The organism is Paenibacillus physcomitrellae, assembly GCF_002240225.1.
Classification (GTDB): Bacteria; Bacillota; Bacilli; order Paenibacillales; family Paenibacillaceae; genus Fontibacillus; species Fontibacillus physcomitrellae.
In genome coordinates this window covers 3,590,831-3,605,604 of the sequence record NZ_CP022584.1, presented here as the reverse complement: position 1 = coordinate 3,605,604, position 14,774 = coordinate 3,590,831, and the positions used below count along the sequence as shown (strand labels likewise).

Below are 14,774 nucleotides of genomic sequence, written 5' to 3'. Positions count from 1 at the left end.
TTGGTCACAGCTGATTCCATGTTAATGACATGAAGTACAAACAACCTCAATATAGCCTAATTTACCGCTAACCGCCGTTTCCGTCAATGGGGAAGTTGTGGATGCGGCGGATGCGGCATTTCAGATCTGCCAACACTGGCTTACTGTCACGCAAGCTTCAAGAAGAACCGTGCAGGCAACGGATGGCTGATCCGATCCTATCTCCAACATGGTCAGAATGCGGTGATTTTATCCCTGTGAAATCTTTAAGGGGCCGGGGGCCAAGCCTGAAGTCCCCTGCAATACTAACGTCACAGCATACAGCACATCCCGCCCTGTTCCCATCACAGCGCGTCGATCAGGTCGCCGGCCAGCAGCGAAGCTGCGCTGCCGCGCGCGGCAGCGGCCTTGTCTCCGGCGGCGCCGTGCAGGTAGACGCCGAGGCAGGCGGCCGAGACGTCATCGCGTCCTTGGGCGATCAGGCTGGCGATCAGGCCTGTGAGCACATCGCCCGTGCCGCCGGTCGCCATGCCGGGATTGCCGGTCGCGTTGACGAAGACGCGGCCGTCCGCCGCCGCGACGACGGTGCGGGCGCCCTTGAGCACGAGGGTAACCCCGTGCTCGGCCGCGAAGCGGCGGGCCAGGCCGAGGCGGTCCCGCTGGATCTCGGCCGTGGGGATGCCGGCGAGGCGGGCCATTTCGCCGGGATGCGGCGTCAGGATCGTCGGCGCATCCCGGCGCGGCCAGGCGTGGAGGCCGTCCGCCGCCGCCAGGATGTTCAGCGCGTCCGCATCGAGGACAAGCGGCTTGTCCGCGCCTTCCCATAAGGCGCGGAGCCAGTCCGTGTCGCCGGCGAACCGGCCCAGGCCAGGTCCGGCGGCGAGCACGTCACGCGTCTGCAGCAGCCGCAGCACATCGGCGGCTGCAGGCGCGCTCCAATGCCGGTCACCGTCTTGGCCGACCGGCGCCAGCATCAGCTCCGGCACAGCTCCGAGCACGTACGGCAGCGCGCCGTCAGGCAGCGCCCAGGTCGCGAGGCCGCAGCCGCCGCGCAAAGCGGCCCGGCCGGCAAGCAGAGACGCGCCGGTCATGGCCAGGCTGCCTCCGGCCAGCAGCACATGGCCGTAGGTGCCCTTGTGCGCATCCGGCTGTCTATGCCTCAGGCCAGCCGGATCCGCGCCCAGCCTGCTGCGCAGCACGCTTTCCGTTAACAGGAAAGCATGAACCCCCGCCTGCTCGGCCAGCTCATCCGGGATACCAATATCCCGGACAACCACCTCGCCGGCGTACCCGGCGGCCGGATACTGCGTTAATCCGGCCTTCAAATACCCCAGCGCGACCGTCACGTCCGCCCGGATGCACGCACCGGGAACCTCGCCGGAATCACTGTCGATTCCGCTCGGGATATCCGCCGCTACCACGGGCAGGCCGCTTCCGGCCGCTTCCTCGATCAGCGCCGCGTAGTGCCCGCGCGGCGCCCCGCTGCTCCCGGTGCCGAGCAGCGCATCCACGATGCCGGTATAGGACTTGAAGTCCGTCCGTCCCGGCTCATAAACCTCGAAAGGCAGATTCAGCCTTTCGGCAATGCCGTGCTGCACCGCCGCCTCGCCCGCAAGCCGCTCCGGCTCGTCGGCGTGCAGCAGGACCGCGTCGATGCCCGCGGCCCTTAAATGCCTGGCGCAGACGATCCCGTCTCCGCCGTTATTGCCTTTGCCTACCAGGATAAGCCAACGCTCCTCTTGGTTCCGGCCTTTATTCCTGCCGTTTTCCAAAGTCGCGGACGGGGCAAGGGCAGCAGCAGAATTTAAGGCGGAACCTGAGTTCATGGCCAAAGCAGCCCCTCTATCCCTTTCGATAATCCGGGCGCTGCCAAGTCCTCCCACCGACTGCTCCAACGGCTGCCCGTTCCCGTTCACGCTCTCTTGAACCCCGTTTCGCCCAAGACAGAAGCGGATCACTTCCTCGGCGACCGCCCGTCCGGCGTTCTCCATCAGCACCAGGGCCGGGATGCCTATGCCTTCAATCGTCTCCCAGTCAAGCGCCCGCATCTGCTCTTTGTTCACTATTCGCATGGCGATTCCCCCAAGCTTCATAAATTCCCCAAGCCGTATCCGTTAGTGCTTTATGCTGTTAATCATCAGCTTTTGCTTTCTCCTGAGGCGCCCTCGTTATCTTAATAAGCAACCGTAAAACGTTCCCGGATAAACTGGGCATCCTCGATTTCATCCAGCAGCGCAACCGCATAATCCTCCGCCGAAATCCGGCTGTTGTCCAGCTCGTCCAGAATAACGCGGGTCGTTCCGATCCGGAACATGCCCGTCCGGTCTCCCGGCTCGATCACCGCCGGCGGACTCAAATACGTCCAGTCGATGTCTGAAGCCTGATAAATTTCCAAAGCTTTCGCATGGGCTCTGGCCAAAGGTTTGATCTCCTCCGGGAATCCCGGCGTATCCATCAGCAGAACGCCCGGCGAAGCTTCCAGGCTTCCTGCTCCACCGACAATAATCAATCGGTGAACCTGTGCTTTCTTCACCCCTTCAACAAGCGAACGTGCTACTTCGAGCAGTTCGTCTTCCGATCCAAAACGGGGACCGTAAGCGCTGATGACCACTTCATGTCCTGCAGCTGCCTCGGCTACCGATTGGGGCATCAGCAAATCGCCGCTCTTCACATGCAGCCGCTCGTTCGGCGTCGCTTCAGCCAGCTTGGATGGATCTCTCACGATCATCGTAACTTCATGTTCCCGCCGTAACGCTTCCTTCAATATTCTGCTGCCAATAGTGCCTGTAGCACCAAATATAGCAATTTTCATTGTCATCCCTCTTCCTCAGCCTGCGGATTCCTCCGCGGCCGCCTGTTCTGTATAGTGAATGTTAATTTTAGCATGTAAGACTCACTAACCTAATTTACCCATAATTATGTACAAACTCTAGTCCGAAACACAAGTTTCTGCCCAAACTGGCCTTCTGGTCTCCTGCCCTTCTCATCATCTTCCCTTTCCGAAAAAACAAAAAAAGCAGAAGGTTCAGACCCCTGCTTTGTTCGCTTATGGAGCGGCTCTGCCTTTTTGCGTTTGGTGTCCGTTCTCAGCCCGCTTTGCCCAGCGCAAAGCTGATGATCAGAATGAGCAGCACAAGCGCCGTGATGGCGACAAAGCGGTAATCTTTTTCCCGGAGGAACACAAACAAGGAAACCACCACGCGCAGCACTGGCGTCAGAATCAGAAGCAGCAGTCCCGCCTCAATCACCGCTACCGGCTTCCAGTCTCCCACCCCGTTCACGATGCCCATAAAGCTGGTAGGGTACGTATCCTCCGGATACCCGCCTTCGCCGGTAATCAGCAGCCACAGCAAACCGACAATAATGACAGCTGCCGCCAAATAGATGCCAATGCGAAGCATTTTGCTCACTGCAAGCTCAACTGCGGCAATCCGGCTTGTACCCGGCTCGGCTGCCGGACTATTTTTCACTTTAGATTCATCCATCGTTTAACCCCTCCAGCCTGTATAAAGCATTTGCGCCGCCACATAAATCATGACCGGGATAAACAATTTGCGGATGGTTTTGCTCTTCATGCGCTGCATCAGACGCGAACCGACCGTAGCGCCGATCAGGACACCCAAGGCAACCGGAGCCGAGATCACCGGATTAATATCGCCTCTGAACAAATAAATGACCGCACTTGCCGCAGCCGTAACGCCCATCATGAAATTACTGGTTGCCGTAGACACTTTGAGCGGCATTTTCATGAAGACGTCCAGTGCCATCACCTTAAAGCTGCCGCTTCCGATGCCCAGCAAACCGGAGATGACCCCTGCGCCATACATGACGCCAAACCCGTGAGGCACCCGGTCTACGTTATAAGCCACCGTCTGGCCCATCGCCTTGTCATAATATTCCCCCTGCAGCTGCAGCTTCTCCGCCAGCGGGTGCTGGCGCACGTTGTGCGGCACTTCCTGATTGGTTTTCTTGATCATGGCATAAGCCGAATAGAGCAGCAAAACCGCAAAAATGACGTACAAAAACTTCGGCGCGATAATCGCCCCCAAAAAAGCGCCGGTGATGGCCCCGACCGTCGTGGCCACCTCCAGAAACATGCCCACCCGCAAGTTCGTAATCTTGTCGCGGATGTAGGCAACCGCCGAACCGCTTGATGTCGCGATGACGGAAATAATGCTGGCCCCGATGGCATGATTGATGTCTACGCCGAACAGCAGTGTCAGCGCAGGCGTCACGATGATACCACCCCCAAGGCCAAGAATGGACCCGACCACCCCAGCCAGGATGGCAATCAGAAAAATTTCAATCACTTCAGCCGTCAATCCAAGTCCTCCTCTGCCTCCAAATCCAAACAAAACGTCCTCTATATCTTCAATGAAGATTATAACACGGAAGGAAATGATAAATTTGTATTTCGTTAAAAATATTTTCATCGTATATTGGTTTCATTTCGAAAGTAAATCAGCATTTTCATTTTCTGTTATCGTTCTGTTATCGTTCTGCTACGGTTAAATATCTCCTTCAGGCCGCTTCAGCGAACCTTCTTTGTGCTCCAGTACATAAAGTCCTCCGCTCTGCTGCCATTCGGCATAAGCGATTTCGCCCAGATCGGTATATCCCTGTTCCTCCAGCTTCTTCATCAACCACTCTCTGCCATGCCCGATCAGCTCCAGATTCTCTTCTACGATCTCTCCGTCTTCGATCAGATTGTAAGAGAGCTCGCCGGGTTTGTCCGGCAGATGCAAATCGCTGCGCGTAACGGTTTCAGAAGCGGATTTCTTCATGACGCTCAAGGTTCCGCTTGCCTCAAAGATGGCATAATCTACGTCTCCAATGTAAAAAACATTCTGCTGCCGCAGCAGCATCCGCAGTTGGTCGAAGTCAACGCTGTTGCGGCGCATTTCCTTCAAATCCACCTTGCCATGCCGGATGAGGATTCCCGGTCTGCCGTCCATGACTTTCCTCCATTTCCGGAAATGCTGGGTTATTTTCTCAAACAGGAAAGACAGCAAAGCCCAGAACAGCAGCGAATACAGGAGCTTCATAATCCCCGTCTCTTCATCGTAGATAGTATTTCCCACAAGCTCGCTCAGCATGATAGAGGAAATGAAGTCGAACGGGGTCAGCTGCGAGATTTCTTTCTTGCCGAGCCATCTCGTCATCACCCACAGCCCCACAAAGCCGATTACTAACTTTAATGTAATTTCACCGAGCATCATATAGCCGCCTCCATATCAGGACAGGATGAGTGATTATTTTAAATATGTAACTTATATACCCGTCCGGCTTGAATTTGTATGCTTTGTTGTGCAATAGTGGAAATATTAGAGGTCAAGAGGAGTGAGTTTGGTGTTCCTTACGGATGGGCTGTATTGGATCGACCATTACCCGTTTCGGGCTGCCGCGCTGCTTGCCTCCGTCATTCTGTTCACCTGGCTGTATGTGACGGCTCAGCGGGTTTGGCGGCGAAACGACGAATTCCGGCTGGACAAGCTGCAGGAGAGCCTGGAACGATATGCGGATGCGGAGTATGTAATCAGAAGGCAATTGATCAAAGAAGATGCCGGTTTCCACCATTCCCCGGAGATAACGCTGGAAGAGGATACGGATCTGCCCGACAAGCTGCTGGCTTGTCAGGCTGCGGCCTATGCTTCGCCCGGGCTGCGTGAGCAGATCGGCGTCTACCTGAGAAGAAGGGACGCCTCCCGGCTCGAGCCAATTCTCCGCGTGATGAACCGTGAGTCCTTGCAGCTTGCGGATGAATACGAAGAGCTGCTGCAGCATACGGAACAGCCCGGATGGGGGCGCTCCCTGATCCGGCTGATCCGTCCGGCTCTGCCGTTTGTTCTGCTGTCCGCAGGCGCCGCGCTTGGCATCTGGCTTGCTCAGGATCTGGCCAAGCTTTCGCCGGACGAAACTCCCGGATACGACTGGAGCCTTGCCTGTCTCGTGATGCGCACGGTTTCCGGCCTGTTCTCGCTGCTGATGCTTGGACAGGTTCTGCTCGTGAATCGCAGACCGTCCCGGAATGGCGGACTGCGGATCGGGCTCTCGCTTGTCATCGCTGCCCTGTTCGCCGTACACATAGCCGGATTAGAAGCGGCGCCTTATACACTGGCCCTTCAGATCCTGCTCTTCCCGCTAGGCTTCTGGAACCAGGGCAGATCACGGAGATCCCGTCCGTTTGCCGGGCATTATGAGCTGGCCCGAGTGGACGGAGCAGACGGGCATGGCGGAGCGGACCCGGCGGATCATATGAACCACATGAATCATATGAACCGGATAGACGAAGCGAACGGGTTTGAGCGGTTGAATGAACCGAATAGTTCAACGGACGGAAAGAAATAGCGGGGAGCAATAAACCGGAGAATAAATCTAGGGAAGAAACCGGAAGAAAACCGGAATGCAACCCGCCCATACGAACTTATCAATGCTTCATTAACAATCTAAGGCCCGCTCTGCTAGGTACAGCAGAGCGGGCCTTATTCATGAATCTACTTCATGATCATGATGGATATCCTATATTCGTATTCACGTTTAAACGAGCCTGCCTTAATGGCTATGTTTCCTTGTAAACCAAGCCTTCAGCACTAAAGTGACCAGTGCGAGCAGCAGCAGCAGAGACGCCACGGCAAAGGAAGCCGAGAATTGATATTCATTATACAGAATCTCGACATGCAGCGGGAGCGTATTCGTCTCCCCACGGATATGACCGGATACAACCGAAACGGCTCCAAATTCCCCCATCGCCCTCGCGTTGCACAATATAATGCCGTACAGCAGTCCCCATTTAATATTAGGCAGTGTAATATGCCAGAACACCTTCCAGCCTTTCGCCCCTAAGGTCACGGCGGCTTCTTCCTCCTGCTGCCCCTGATCCTCCATCAGCGGAATCAGTTCCCTGGCTACGAAGGGGAAAGTTATAAACAGAGTGGCCAATATAATCCCCGGAAGCGCAAACACGATATGGATATTATGATCGTCCAGCCAAGGGCCGAACCAGCCTCTTTTTCCATAAATCAGCACATACATCAGACCGCCGATGACCGGCGATACGGAGAAAGGAAGGTCAATCAGCGTGGTCAGCAGCCCTTTACCTTTAAAGCGGAATTTCGTAATGGCCCAAGCGGCCGTCACGCCAAATAACGTGTTAAGCGGAACTGTGATCAGGGCAACCAGCAGCGTCAAACGCAAGGCCGACATCGCATCCGGGTCGGTAATAGCAGCCACGTAAACACCCAAGCCCTGCTTGAGGGCCTCATACAGGACGGAAATGAGCGGAAGCACTATCAGCCATAACATCACCAATGCGGCTAATCCGATCAGAGTCCATTTTACAGCCCCGGAAGAAGCCGTGTTTTTGTTTCGTTCAGCTGAAATGTGCGGCTTGCCCTGCAGCGCAGGAACCGTTCCTGCCATGATATCCTCTCCTTCTCTGTTAGATTTAATCTCAGCCGGCGTTTTTGCGTATCCAGCGCTGCAGCAAATTTGTGCCGAGCAGCAGCAGGAACGAAATCAGCAGCAAAATGATAGCTACCGCCGTAGCTCCGGCATAATCGAACCTCTCCAGCTTGGACATAATCAGCAGCGGGGCAATTTCCGTCTTCAGCGGCATATTGCCGGAGATGAACACCACCGAGCCGTATTCGCCGATCCCGCGGGCAAAAGCAAGCGCAAATCCGGTAACGAGCGGCGGGGCAAGCTGCGGCAGAATGACCGAGAAGAAAGTCCGAACCCGGCCCGAACCCAGGGTCGCAGCGGCTTCCTCCACATCGGCTTCCAGCTCCTGCAGCACGGGCTGCAGCGTCCGGACCACAAAAGGAATACCGATAAACATCAAGGCGATGATGATACCAAGCGGTGTAAACGCCACTTCAATCCCCAGTTGGGCCAGCCAGGAGCCCATCCAGCCTGTTTTGGCATAAATCGAAGTCAAAGCGACGCCGGCGACAGCCGTTGGCAGCGCGAACGGCAGATCGACAAGCGAGTCGAATATATTTTTACCGGGAAAATCATACCGCACCAGCACCCAGGCCAGCAGCAGACCAAGCACCGCATCCACAAGCGCGGCCGCCCCGGCCGTCAGGAAGCTGACTTTATAAGAGGCGATGACCCGCGGATCTGTGGCCACCTCCGCAAATTTCCCCCAGGTCAGGCCTGTTGAATTAAACAGCAGCGCCGAAATCGGGATCAGCACCACAAGGCTCAAATAAAAGATAGTAATTCCTAAGGTTAATCCGAATCCAGGTAAAATGCCCCGATTCGGGACAGCCGCGGCTTTCATTGTCCATCCCTCCCTGAGAAAATTGATGAGACTCTGTTCTCTTATCGATAAATTCTATTTATTCGGCCTCATCTGCCCGGCGTATAAATTTGATCAAAAATGCCCCCATCACTGAAGTGTTCCTTCTGGGCTTTGGCCCATCCGCCAAATTCTTCGTCAATCGTATACAGCTTGATATCCTTGAATTTGTCTTTGTATTTCTCCTTCACACTTTCCAGTGTAGGGCGATAATAGTTTTCGGCTGCTATGGTCTGCCCTTCCTCCGAATAGAGGTATTGCAGGTAGGCCTCCGCCGCCTCCCGTGTTCCCCTTTTATCTACATTGTCGTCCACAACGGCTACCGGCGGTTCCGCTAAAATACTCTCGGAAGGGTAGACAATGTCGAACTTATCCTGGCCCAGCTCCTTCATGGACAACATCGCTTCGTTCTCCCAGGCGATCAGCACATCCCCGATGCCGCGTTCCACAAACGTTGTTGTAGCTCCGCGTGCGCCGGTATCAAGCACCGGAACGTTGGCGAACAGCTTTTTCATAAATTCCTTCGTCTGCTCCTCATCGCCATTGTTATGATGTATGGCATACTCCCACGCGGCCAGATAATTCCATCTTGCACCGCCAGAGGTCTGAGGGTTGGGCGTAATAACCTCAACACCGTCTTTGATCAAGTCGTCCCAGTCTTTAATCCCTTTTGGATTGCCTTTGCGAACGAGCAGGACGATCGTTGAGGTATATGGCGCACTGTTATGCTCGTATTTGCTCTGCCAGCCTTCGTTAATCAGGCCAGCCTCCTGAATAGCGTCAATATCATAACCCAGCGCAAGGGTGACCACATCCGCATCCAGACCATCGATGACAGAACGGCTTTGCTTGCCGGATCCGCCGTGGGACTGCTTGATCGTCACCTCTTGCCCGGTCTTCTCTTTCCAGTAAGCGGCAAACGCTTTGTTGTAGCTTTCATAAAGCTCTCTCGTGGGGTCGTAAGAAACGTTAAGCAGTTCAATCTTCTTACTGCCGGATCCCGAACGTGCGCCGCCCGAGCCGCAGGCAGTAACAGCCACCGTCAGACTTAATACCACTCCTGCTATAACAGCCTTCTTTAAACTTTTCTTCAACAGTTTCACCCCTCTAAAGCGTTAAATTATTTTTATAGAAAAAAGAGAATGAGTTCCCTGCTGCCCCTTCTGGTCAAACCGGGTTAGCCCGTGTCTGCCGAGCAAAGTTCCCTCATCCTGTCTCAGTTGATTATTCAATTAAATCCTACCTGTTTAGTTGTATATATGCCTATTATATAGAGTTTCCAACTCTTGTCAAACCTTTTTCTTAGAGAAAAATCACGATTTTTTTAAGAAACAGGGCAATTATAAAAAGAAAAAAGCAGGATCGTTATTTTGATCGATCCTGCTTTCAACCCGCAGTTCTGCCTTATTTATTTAAGGTATTGAAATCAATCCATTTATCTAAGTTTGGACGATAAAAAATCAAATTGCCATTAAGATCGACATAGGGAATAAGATCATACGCATGGGTAGGTCCTCTTGTATTTCTCTTTTCCTCATCTTGTTTAATAACTTGCTTTAAATCATCGGTGGAAATTCGTAAATAATTAGCAGCTTCCTCCAGATTTAATACCGAATTCTCAGAAATTGAATCCTTAGCTTCCCCTGAAGGTAAATCATCCACCTTCTCATAGTTTCCGTATAAAAAGGTACATACGATTAGCGTTCCGCATAATAGGATAACGGATATAAGGTAAGTCCAACCTTTATTCAAGCTTATACCTCCTTTGTTTTTATATATTACCATTAAATAAAAAATTTACATTTTATCTAAAAAAAAGAAGTTGAGTATATATTTTTATATAATTTATTATTTGTAGTATAAAAACTCAATTTGTCATAGACATAAAGAAAAGTAACTCCCCCTCTTAATTCAATAGAGGGGGAGTTACTTTTCTTACAAAATACTAATTGAGTTTACTCACAAATTTAATAATAAGCTACCTGTCCCAACAATTGAATCAACCGCTAGTCCAAACTTTCCGGAATGTGCCATGCCGCTATGCAAACAGGCTTGCCCACCTTCAACGAATAACCGGTCTCCTTCAGCTCGCCGCTCTCCGGATCAATGAAGAACGAGACGATGTTGTCGCTGTCCTGGTTGGCGCACAGCAGCAGGCGGTTGTCAACCACTGCAAAGTTGCGTGGAACCTTACCGCCACAGTCGAACCACTCGGGATCGCTGAGCTGACCGTTCTCGCGGTTGACCACAAAGCGGACAAGCGTATCGGAAGCTCCGCGATTGGAGCCATATAAATAACCTCCGCAAGCGGAAAGATGAAGGTCCGCTGCTGTACAGTTCGCAGGATCAATAGACGCTGGAAGCGTCGAAACCTGCTGTACAGGCACGAGCCCGCCCTCCTCGGCAGTATAGCTATAAACGGTGAACGTGTTGCTGAGCTCGTCGATGCCGTAGGCGTATTTTTGCGATGGATCGATGATAAAATGTCTTGGCCCGCTGCCGGCTGGCAGCATAACCGCCCCATGGTGCGCCAGCTTGCCCTGATCCAGGCCGTACACGACTACCTGATCTTTGCCCAAATCAGAGACGTAGACGAACTTCCCCTGCTTGTCGGGAATCGCCGAATGCGTATGGGCTTTCTCCTGCCGCTCTTTGTTCGGGCCGCTGCCGGTATGCTGAACCCTGGACAGGACTTCCTCCAAACGGCCTTCCCCGTCCAGCTTATAGCTGCTCACCTGGGCGCCCGTATAATTGACCGTCACCAGATAGGACTCCGGCGCAAAAGCAACATGGCAGGGATGCTCCCCGCCCGTTAGCAGACGTTTGTGCTCCTTCAGGGAGCCGTCCTCCAGGATATCATAGCCGACCAACTGGCCTTCATCCGTCTCCGTAACCGCATACAAACGATGCCCCACCGGATGTACCGCCAGGAATGACGGATTCTCCACGCCGTCCGTGCTGCCGAGGAGCTTCATCTCCCCGGTTTCTTGATTCAGCGAAGCCAGGTGAATGCCCGGTTGATCCGCTGCCGAATAAGAACCTATGTAGAACAGCCAATTGCTTTGCTCTGAATTGCTTTGATCTGAATGTGCAGCCATGAAGGATTACACTCCTTTTTCTTATGAATATACCATCTCTTCCGGACCACGAACAGAAGGCCATCAGGCCGTCACTTGTTAAACAGGAAGTTACCGACCGGATATGCTATAATGGTTGCGTTCTATTCCGAATAATGGATTTCCCTGGAACCCAACTTATATAGAGAGGAAGACCCTAATGGACGTCACCACTATTTTTGGTCCGAATACGCTGCGTATTATCGTGACGCTTGTTACCGCGGCTTTTGCCCTGTCGGTGATTGTTGTGCGTCTCAAAGCAAGCAGCCGTCCCGTCACCATTCGAAAAATCATCATCCCGCCGCTCGGCATGGCCACCGGCGCTTTAATGTTTGTGTACCCGCCCGTCCGTTTCCCGTTCTGGTGGGGGCTGATCGCATTTGCCGCGGGCTGGCTGGTCTTCTCTTACCCGCTGATCAAAACGACCAAATTCGAAATGCGCGGCAGCGAAGTTTATGTGCAGCGCTCCGCAGGTTTTGCTTTCATCCTGCTGGGACTGCTTGTTCTGCGCCTTATCCTGCATGAATTTATCCAGGAATACGTCTCGATTCCACAAACCGCAGGCCTCTTCTTTCTGCTGGCGTTCGGTATGATTACCCGCTGGAGGCTGTATATGCTGAAGGAGTACCATATTATTAACCCGCCCGCCTCGCAGACAAACTGATCTCCTGCCCCAATAAATGCGCAAAAAAAAGCCGCAGAGCATGAACATGCCCGCGGTTTTTTCATTCTCCAAAATCCGTCATTAAGAATTCTGAATGTTAACGCCTTTCTTCAGATCCTTAATGTTTCCGTTGTTATTGACCAGAAGGGGAAGCACCTTGGTTCCCTTTTCCATGGATGCCGAGCATAAAGGACAAACGGGAGTGTAGTCAAACGCAAAGTTATCCCTCATCCAGCCGTTGCAGCCATCGCTCGTACAGGACCAAATGGACGTAAGCTCCTGGGGTATTTCTTCTAACGTTTTTTTACGGTAGTTCATGTTTTCCCTCCTAGTTCAGAATAAAAAAAGAAAACTGCCCTTAACTTGTCTGTTAAGGGCAGAGTCCGGCATTATTCTTACAGTTTAACAACGTTGTCGGCTTGTGGACCGCGGTTGCCTTGAACGATATCGAATTGAACGCGTTGACCTTCGTCAAGCGTTTTGAATCCTTCGCCAGTGATAGCGCTGAAGTGTACGAATACGTCGCTTCCGCCTTCAACTTCGATAAAACCAAAGCCTTTCTCAGCGTTAAACCATTTAACTGTTCCAGTTTCCATGGGTGAATTCCTCCTAAAGTAAATTAATATGTTCCTTTTCATTCCCCGCAGTGAACCCGAATCCCCCCGAAGGGAGCCAAAAAATTCATCTGACGATGCAAAAAAAAATTCACACATTGAAAAAAGTTCCATTCAAAGTGACACTCTTTTCAATACGTGAATATCGCTTTAAAACCGTTATCAATTACATTCATTATACCCCCTCTGGCAGAAAAAAGCAAACGGCTTCAGCTATCCAAATTTTCCGCACCCCCTATAGATTATGCAAAAAAGGAAAAAATATGCCCCCGGCGATCCAGGCCGCTGCTTTTGGTACAGGGGGACAGCCGTTCTGCGGTTTCCAAACCCTGACTCCCCTTTCCCTGTTCCGGGTAACTTCAATGTGGGAAGACATGATTTGCAGCACAACATCGTTGGGACCATGAGGAAAGACATGCGGATTTTGTTCCAGCTCCTCAATTGAACCATGAATTTAGGGTCGCATCGTCGTTTGCATTCCGGCCTTCCCTTGTAGTTTAATGGACTTGAAAATGGGAATCTGATCCAAAGAAAACGGACCCTTATCTTGAATGGAGGTTAATCCTGATGAATACATCCAATCCGACCCTCGATCTTCTGATGCAGCACCGTTCTATCCGCAAATATACTGACCAGCCTGTTGACCGCCCTGTACTGGAGCAGGTCATTTCAGCCGGGCAGATGGCATCCAGCTCCAGCCATGTGCAAGCATACAGCGTGGTTGCCGTCATCGATCCTGAACGAAAAAGAAAGCTGGCCGAATTGTGCGGCAATCAGGCCTACGTCGAAGAATGCCCGGTATTCCTCGTCTGGTGCGCCGATCTGCACCGCCTGAAGGATGCGGCAAGCAAATATACGCCGGAGCTTGAGTCACACGAAGCTTTGACGGAAAATTTCATTATCGCCACCGTCGATGCCTCTCTCGCCGCCCAGAATGCGGCCGTAGCAGCCGAATCACTGGGTCTTGGCATCGTATATATCGGCGGTATCCGCAACCGGATTGCTGAAGTCAGCGAGCTGCTGGAGCTGCCGGAGCTGGTTTACCCGGTGTTCGGCATGTGCCTCGGTTATCCCGATCAGACGCCGGTCATTCGTCCGCGCCTGCCGCTTGAAGCCGTGCTGCATGTCGACCGCTTCGATAAGGAGAAAGCGGACAGCCATCTGGACGCCTATGATGAAACGATGGTCCGCTACATCTCCGAACGGACGAACAGCGCCCGCGATACGGCCTGGACGCGTCTGATGGCTGACAAAATCACCTCGCTGTCCCGGCCGCACATGCGCGAGTATTTGAACAACCGCGGCTTCAAAATGGAATAAGCGTCCGCTAACGTGTACCCGATGCTTGTGATATAATAGATTTAGACATACAGGATCTCACATGTGATCGGGGACAGGAGTTTTGAAGTGATGAGAAACAAAAGAAGTTTTCCAAACCGTCTATATAGAGCCTTTAAATTGAATTTTCTGCGCCTGTTCCGTACGCCCGGCGGCGTCAAGAAAATTTCACTGGGCTTCTCCATCGGCTTCGGCCTTGAAATGATCGTCATTTCGAGCGCTTGTCTGGTGTACTTGATTTTTTATCCCGTCGTCAAGCTCGCCGGGGGTTCCGTTCCGGCCGCGATCATCGGCAATGTAGTCGGGAAACTGACTTTTCTGCCCATTATTTTAATGCCTTTCGCCAAGAAGCTGGGCGAGCTGATTTATCCGTCCTCTTCCGCATCCGGCACGATCAAGGAAGCTTCGATTATGGATATTTTCCAAGGGGACTTCTCGGCCGTTAAGGCTATTTTGCATGGAGGACTCCATATTTTGATCGGCATGTCGGTCTTCGGGATTCTGTCCATGGTTATCTCTTATTATGTGATTACGTTCTTCCACAACCGGAATCACAAACGGCGTCAGGCCAAACGAAGAAAAAAAATCGTCGTTTCGGAGACGGCGTCGAGCTGACCCGGAAGCTGTGGCAGACGGTCATCTCCTTTAATTAAGAAAGTTTCCCAAACCATGCATCGCCGTCCGTTCTCCGGGCGGCGATGTTGTTTTTAAAACGGTTAATCCCTTTAATCATTTTGCGTTATAATCACTTGTATAAGCAC

General features: G+C 52.5%; 17 protein-coding genes. 5 read left to right on the top strand and 12 right to left on the bottom strand.

What is annotated here, in order from left to right:
- Positions 1–323: 323 nt before the first annotated feature.
- The 5 genes from CBE73_RS16200 to CBE73_RS16180 all read right to left on the bottom strand — a co-directional run bounded on the left by CBE73_RS16200 (position 324) and on the right by CBE73_RS16180 (position 5,198).
- Complete coding sequence (locus tag CBE73_RS16200) at positions 324–2,051, bottom strand: NAD(P)H-hydrate dehydratase (protein WP_094095104.1); 1,728 nt, start codon at positions 2,049–2,051, stop codon at positions 324–326.
- Positions 2,052–2,152: 101 nt separating this feature from the next.
- Entirely contained in the window at positions 2,153–2,791 is a 639-nt protein-coding gene (locus CBE73_RS16195) for an NAD(P)-dependent oxidoreductase (protein WP_094095103.1), read from the bottom strand.
- A 274-nt stretch (positions 2,792–3,065) separates the two neighbouring features.
- A complete protein-coding gene (locus tag CBE73_RS16190; RefSeq protein ID WP_229752591.1) occupies positions 3,066–3,380 on the bottom strand; it encodes a DUF1634 domain-containing protein in 315 nt (104 codons plus the stop codon).
- Between the two features lie 87 nt (positions 3,381–3,467).
- On the bottom strand, positions 3,468–4,301 hold the full coding sequence (locus CBE73_RS16185) for a sulfite exporter TauE/SafE family protein (protein ID WP_094096358.1): 834 nt from the start codon (positions 4,299–4,301) through the stop codon (positions 3,468–3,470).
- Positions 4,302–4,487: 186 nt separating this feature from the next.
- Entirely contained in the window at positions 4,488–5,198 is a 711-nt protein-coding gene (locus CBE73_RS16180) for a DUF421 domain-containing protein (RefSeq protein ID WP_094095101.1), read from the bottom strand.
- A gap of 130 nt (positions 5,199–5,328) precedes the next feature.
- On the opposite strand from CBE73_RS16180, the gene CBE73_RS16175 reads away from it, so the two are divergent.
- Positions 5,329–6,327: a hypothetical protein gene (locus CBE73_RS16175; RefSeq protein ID WP_094095100.1), complete on the top strand. Its 999-nt coding sequence runs from the start codon at positions 5,329–5,331 to the stop codon at positions 6,325–6,327.
- A gap of 204 nt (positions 6,328–6,531) precedes the next feature.
- On the opposite strand, the gene cysW is transcribed toward CBE73_RS16175, so the two are convergent.
- From cysW to CBE73_RS16150, 5 genes are all read right to left on the bottom strand, one after another.
- On the bottom strand, positions 6,532–7,398 hold the full coding sequence (gene cysW, locus CBE73_RS16170) for a sulfate ABC transporter permease subunit CysW (protein WP_094095099.1): 867 nt from the start codon (positions 7,396–7,398) through the stop codon (positions 6,532–6,534).
- 31 nt (positions 7,399–7,429) lie between these two features.
- A complete protein-coding gene (cysT, locus tag CBE73_RS16165) occupies positions 7,430–8,263 on the bottom strand; it encodes a sulfate ABC transporter permease subunit CysT (protein ID WP_094095098.1) in 834 nt (277 codons plus the stop codon).
- 68 nt (positions 8,264–8,331) lie between these two features.
- Positions 8,332–9,375 carry a sulfate ABC transporter substrate-binding protein gene (locus CBE73_RS16160; protein WP_094095097.1) on the bottom strand — a complete coding sequence of 348 codons (1,044 nt, stop codon included), beginning with the start codon at positions 9,373–9,375 and terminating at the stop codon, positions 8,332–8,334.
- 310 nt (positions 9,376–9,685) lie between these two features.
- Positions 9,686–10,033: a hypothetical protein gene (locus CBE73_RS16155; protein ID WP_094095096.1), complete on the bottom strand. Its 348-nt coding sequence runs from the start codon at positions 10,031–10,033 to the stop codon at positions 9,686–9,688.
- A gap of 254 nt (positions 10,034–10,287) precedes the next feature.
- On the bottom strand, positions 10,288–11,379 hold the full coding sequence (locus CBE73_RS16150; protein ID WP_094095095.1) for a lactonase family protein: 1,092 nt from the start codon (positions 11,377–11,379) through the stop codon (positions 10,288–10,290).
- Positions 11,380–11,557: 178 nt separating this feature from the next.
- Between CBE73_RS16150 and CBE73_RS16145 the strand changes: the two genes are divergently transcribed.
- Positions 11,558–12,061 carry a CcdC family protein gene (locus CBE73_RS16145; protein WP_094095094.1) on the top strand — a complete coding sequence of 168 codons (504 nt, stop codon included), beginning with the start codon at positions 11,558–11,560 and terminating at the stop codon, positions 12,059–12,061.
- 81 nt (positions 12,062–12,142) lie between these two features.
- Here CBE73_RS16145 and CBE73_RS16140 read toward each other — a convergent pair whose 3' ends face one another.
- Positions 12,143–12,379, bottom strand: coding sequence for a cold-shock protein (locus CBE73_RS16140; protein ID WP_094095093.1), 237 nt, complete (start codon positions 12,377–12,379; stop codon positions 12,143–12,145).
- A 77-nt stretch (positions 12,380–12,456) separates the two neighbouring features.
- Positions 12,457–12,657, bottom strand: coding sequence for a cold-shock protein (locus tag CBE73_RS16135; protein ID WP_068699733.1), 201 nt, complete (start codon positions 12,655–12,657; stop codon positions 12,457–12,459).
- A gap of 95 nt (positions 12,658–12,752) precedes the next feature.
- On the opposite strand from CBE73_RS16135, the gene CBE73_RS22215 reads away from it, so the two are divergent.
- From CBE73_RS22215 to CBE73_RS16125, 3 genes are all read left to right on the top strand, one after another.
- A complete protein-coding gene (locus CBE73_RS22215) occupies positions 12,753–13,082 on the top strand; it encodes a hypothetical protein (protein ID WP_174704752.1) in 330 nt (109 codons plus the stop codon).
- 160 nt (positions 13,083–13,242) lie between these two features.
- Positions 13,243–13,995 (top strand): oxygen-insensitive NADPH nitroreductase, encoded by a 753-nt coding sequence (gene nfsA, locus CBE73_RS16130; RefSeq protein ID WP_094095092.1) that lies wholly within the window; start codon positions 13,243–13,245, stop codon positions 13,993–13,995.
- Positions 13,996–14,085: 90 nt separating this feature from the next.
- A complete protein-coding gene (locus CBE73_RS16125; protein WP_094095091.1) occupies positions 14,086–14,628 on the top strand; it encodes a DUF2062 domain-containing protein in 543 nt (180 codons plus the stop codon).
- The last annotated feature ends 146 nt before the right edge of the window (positions 14,629–14,774 follow it).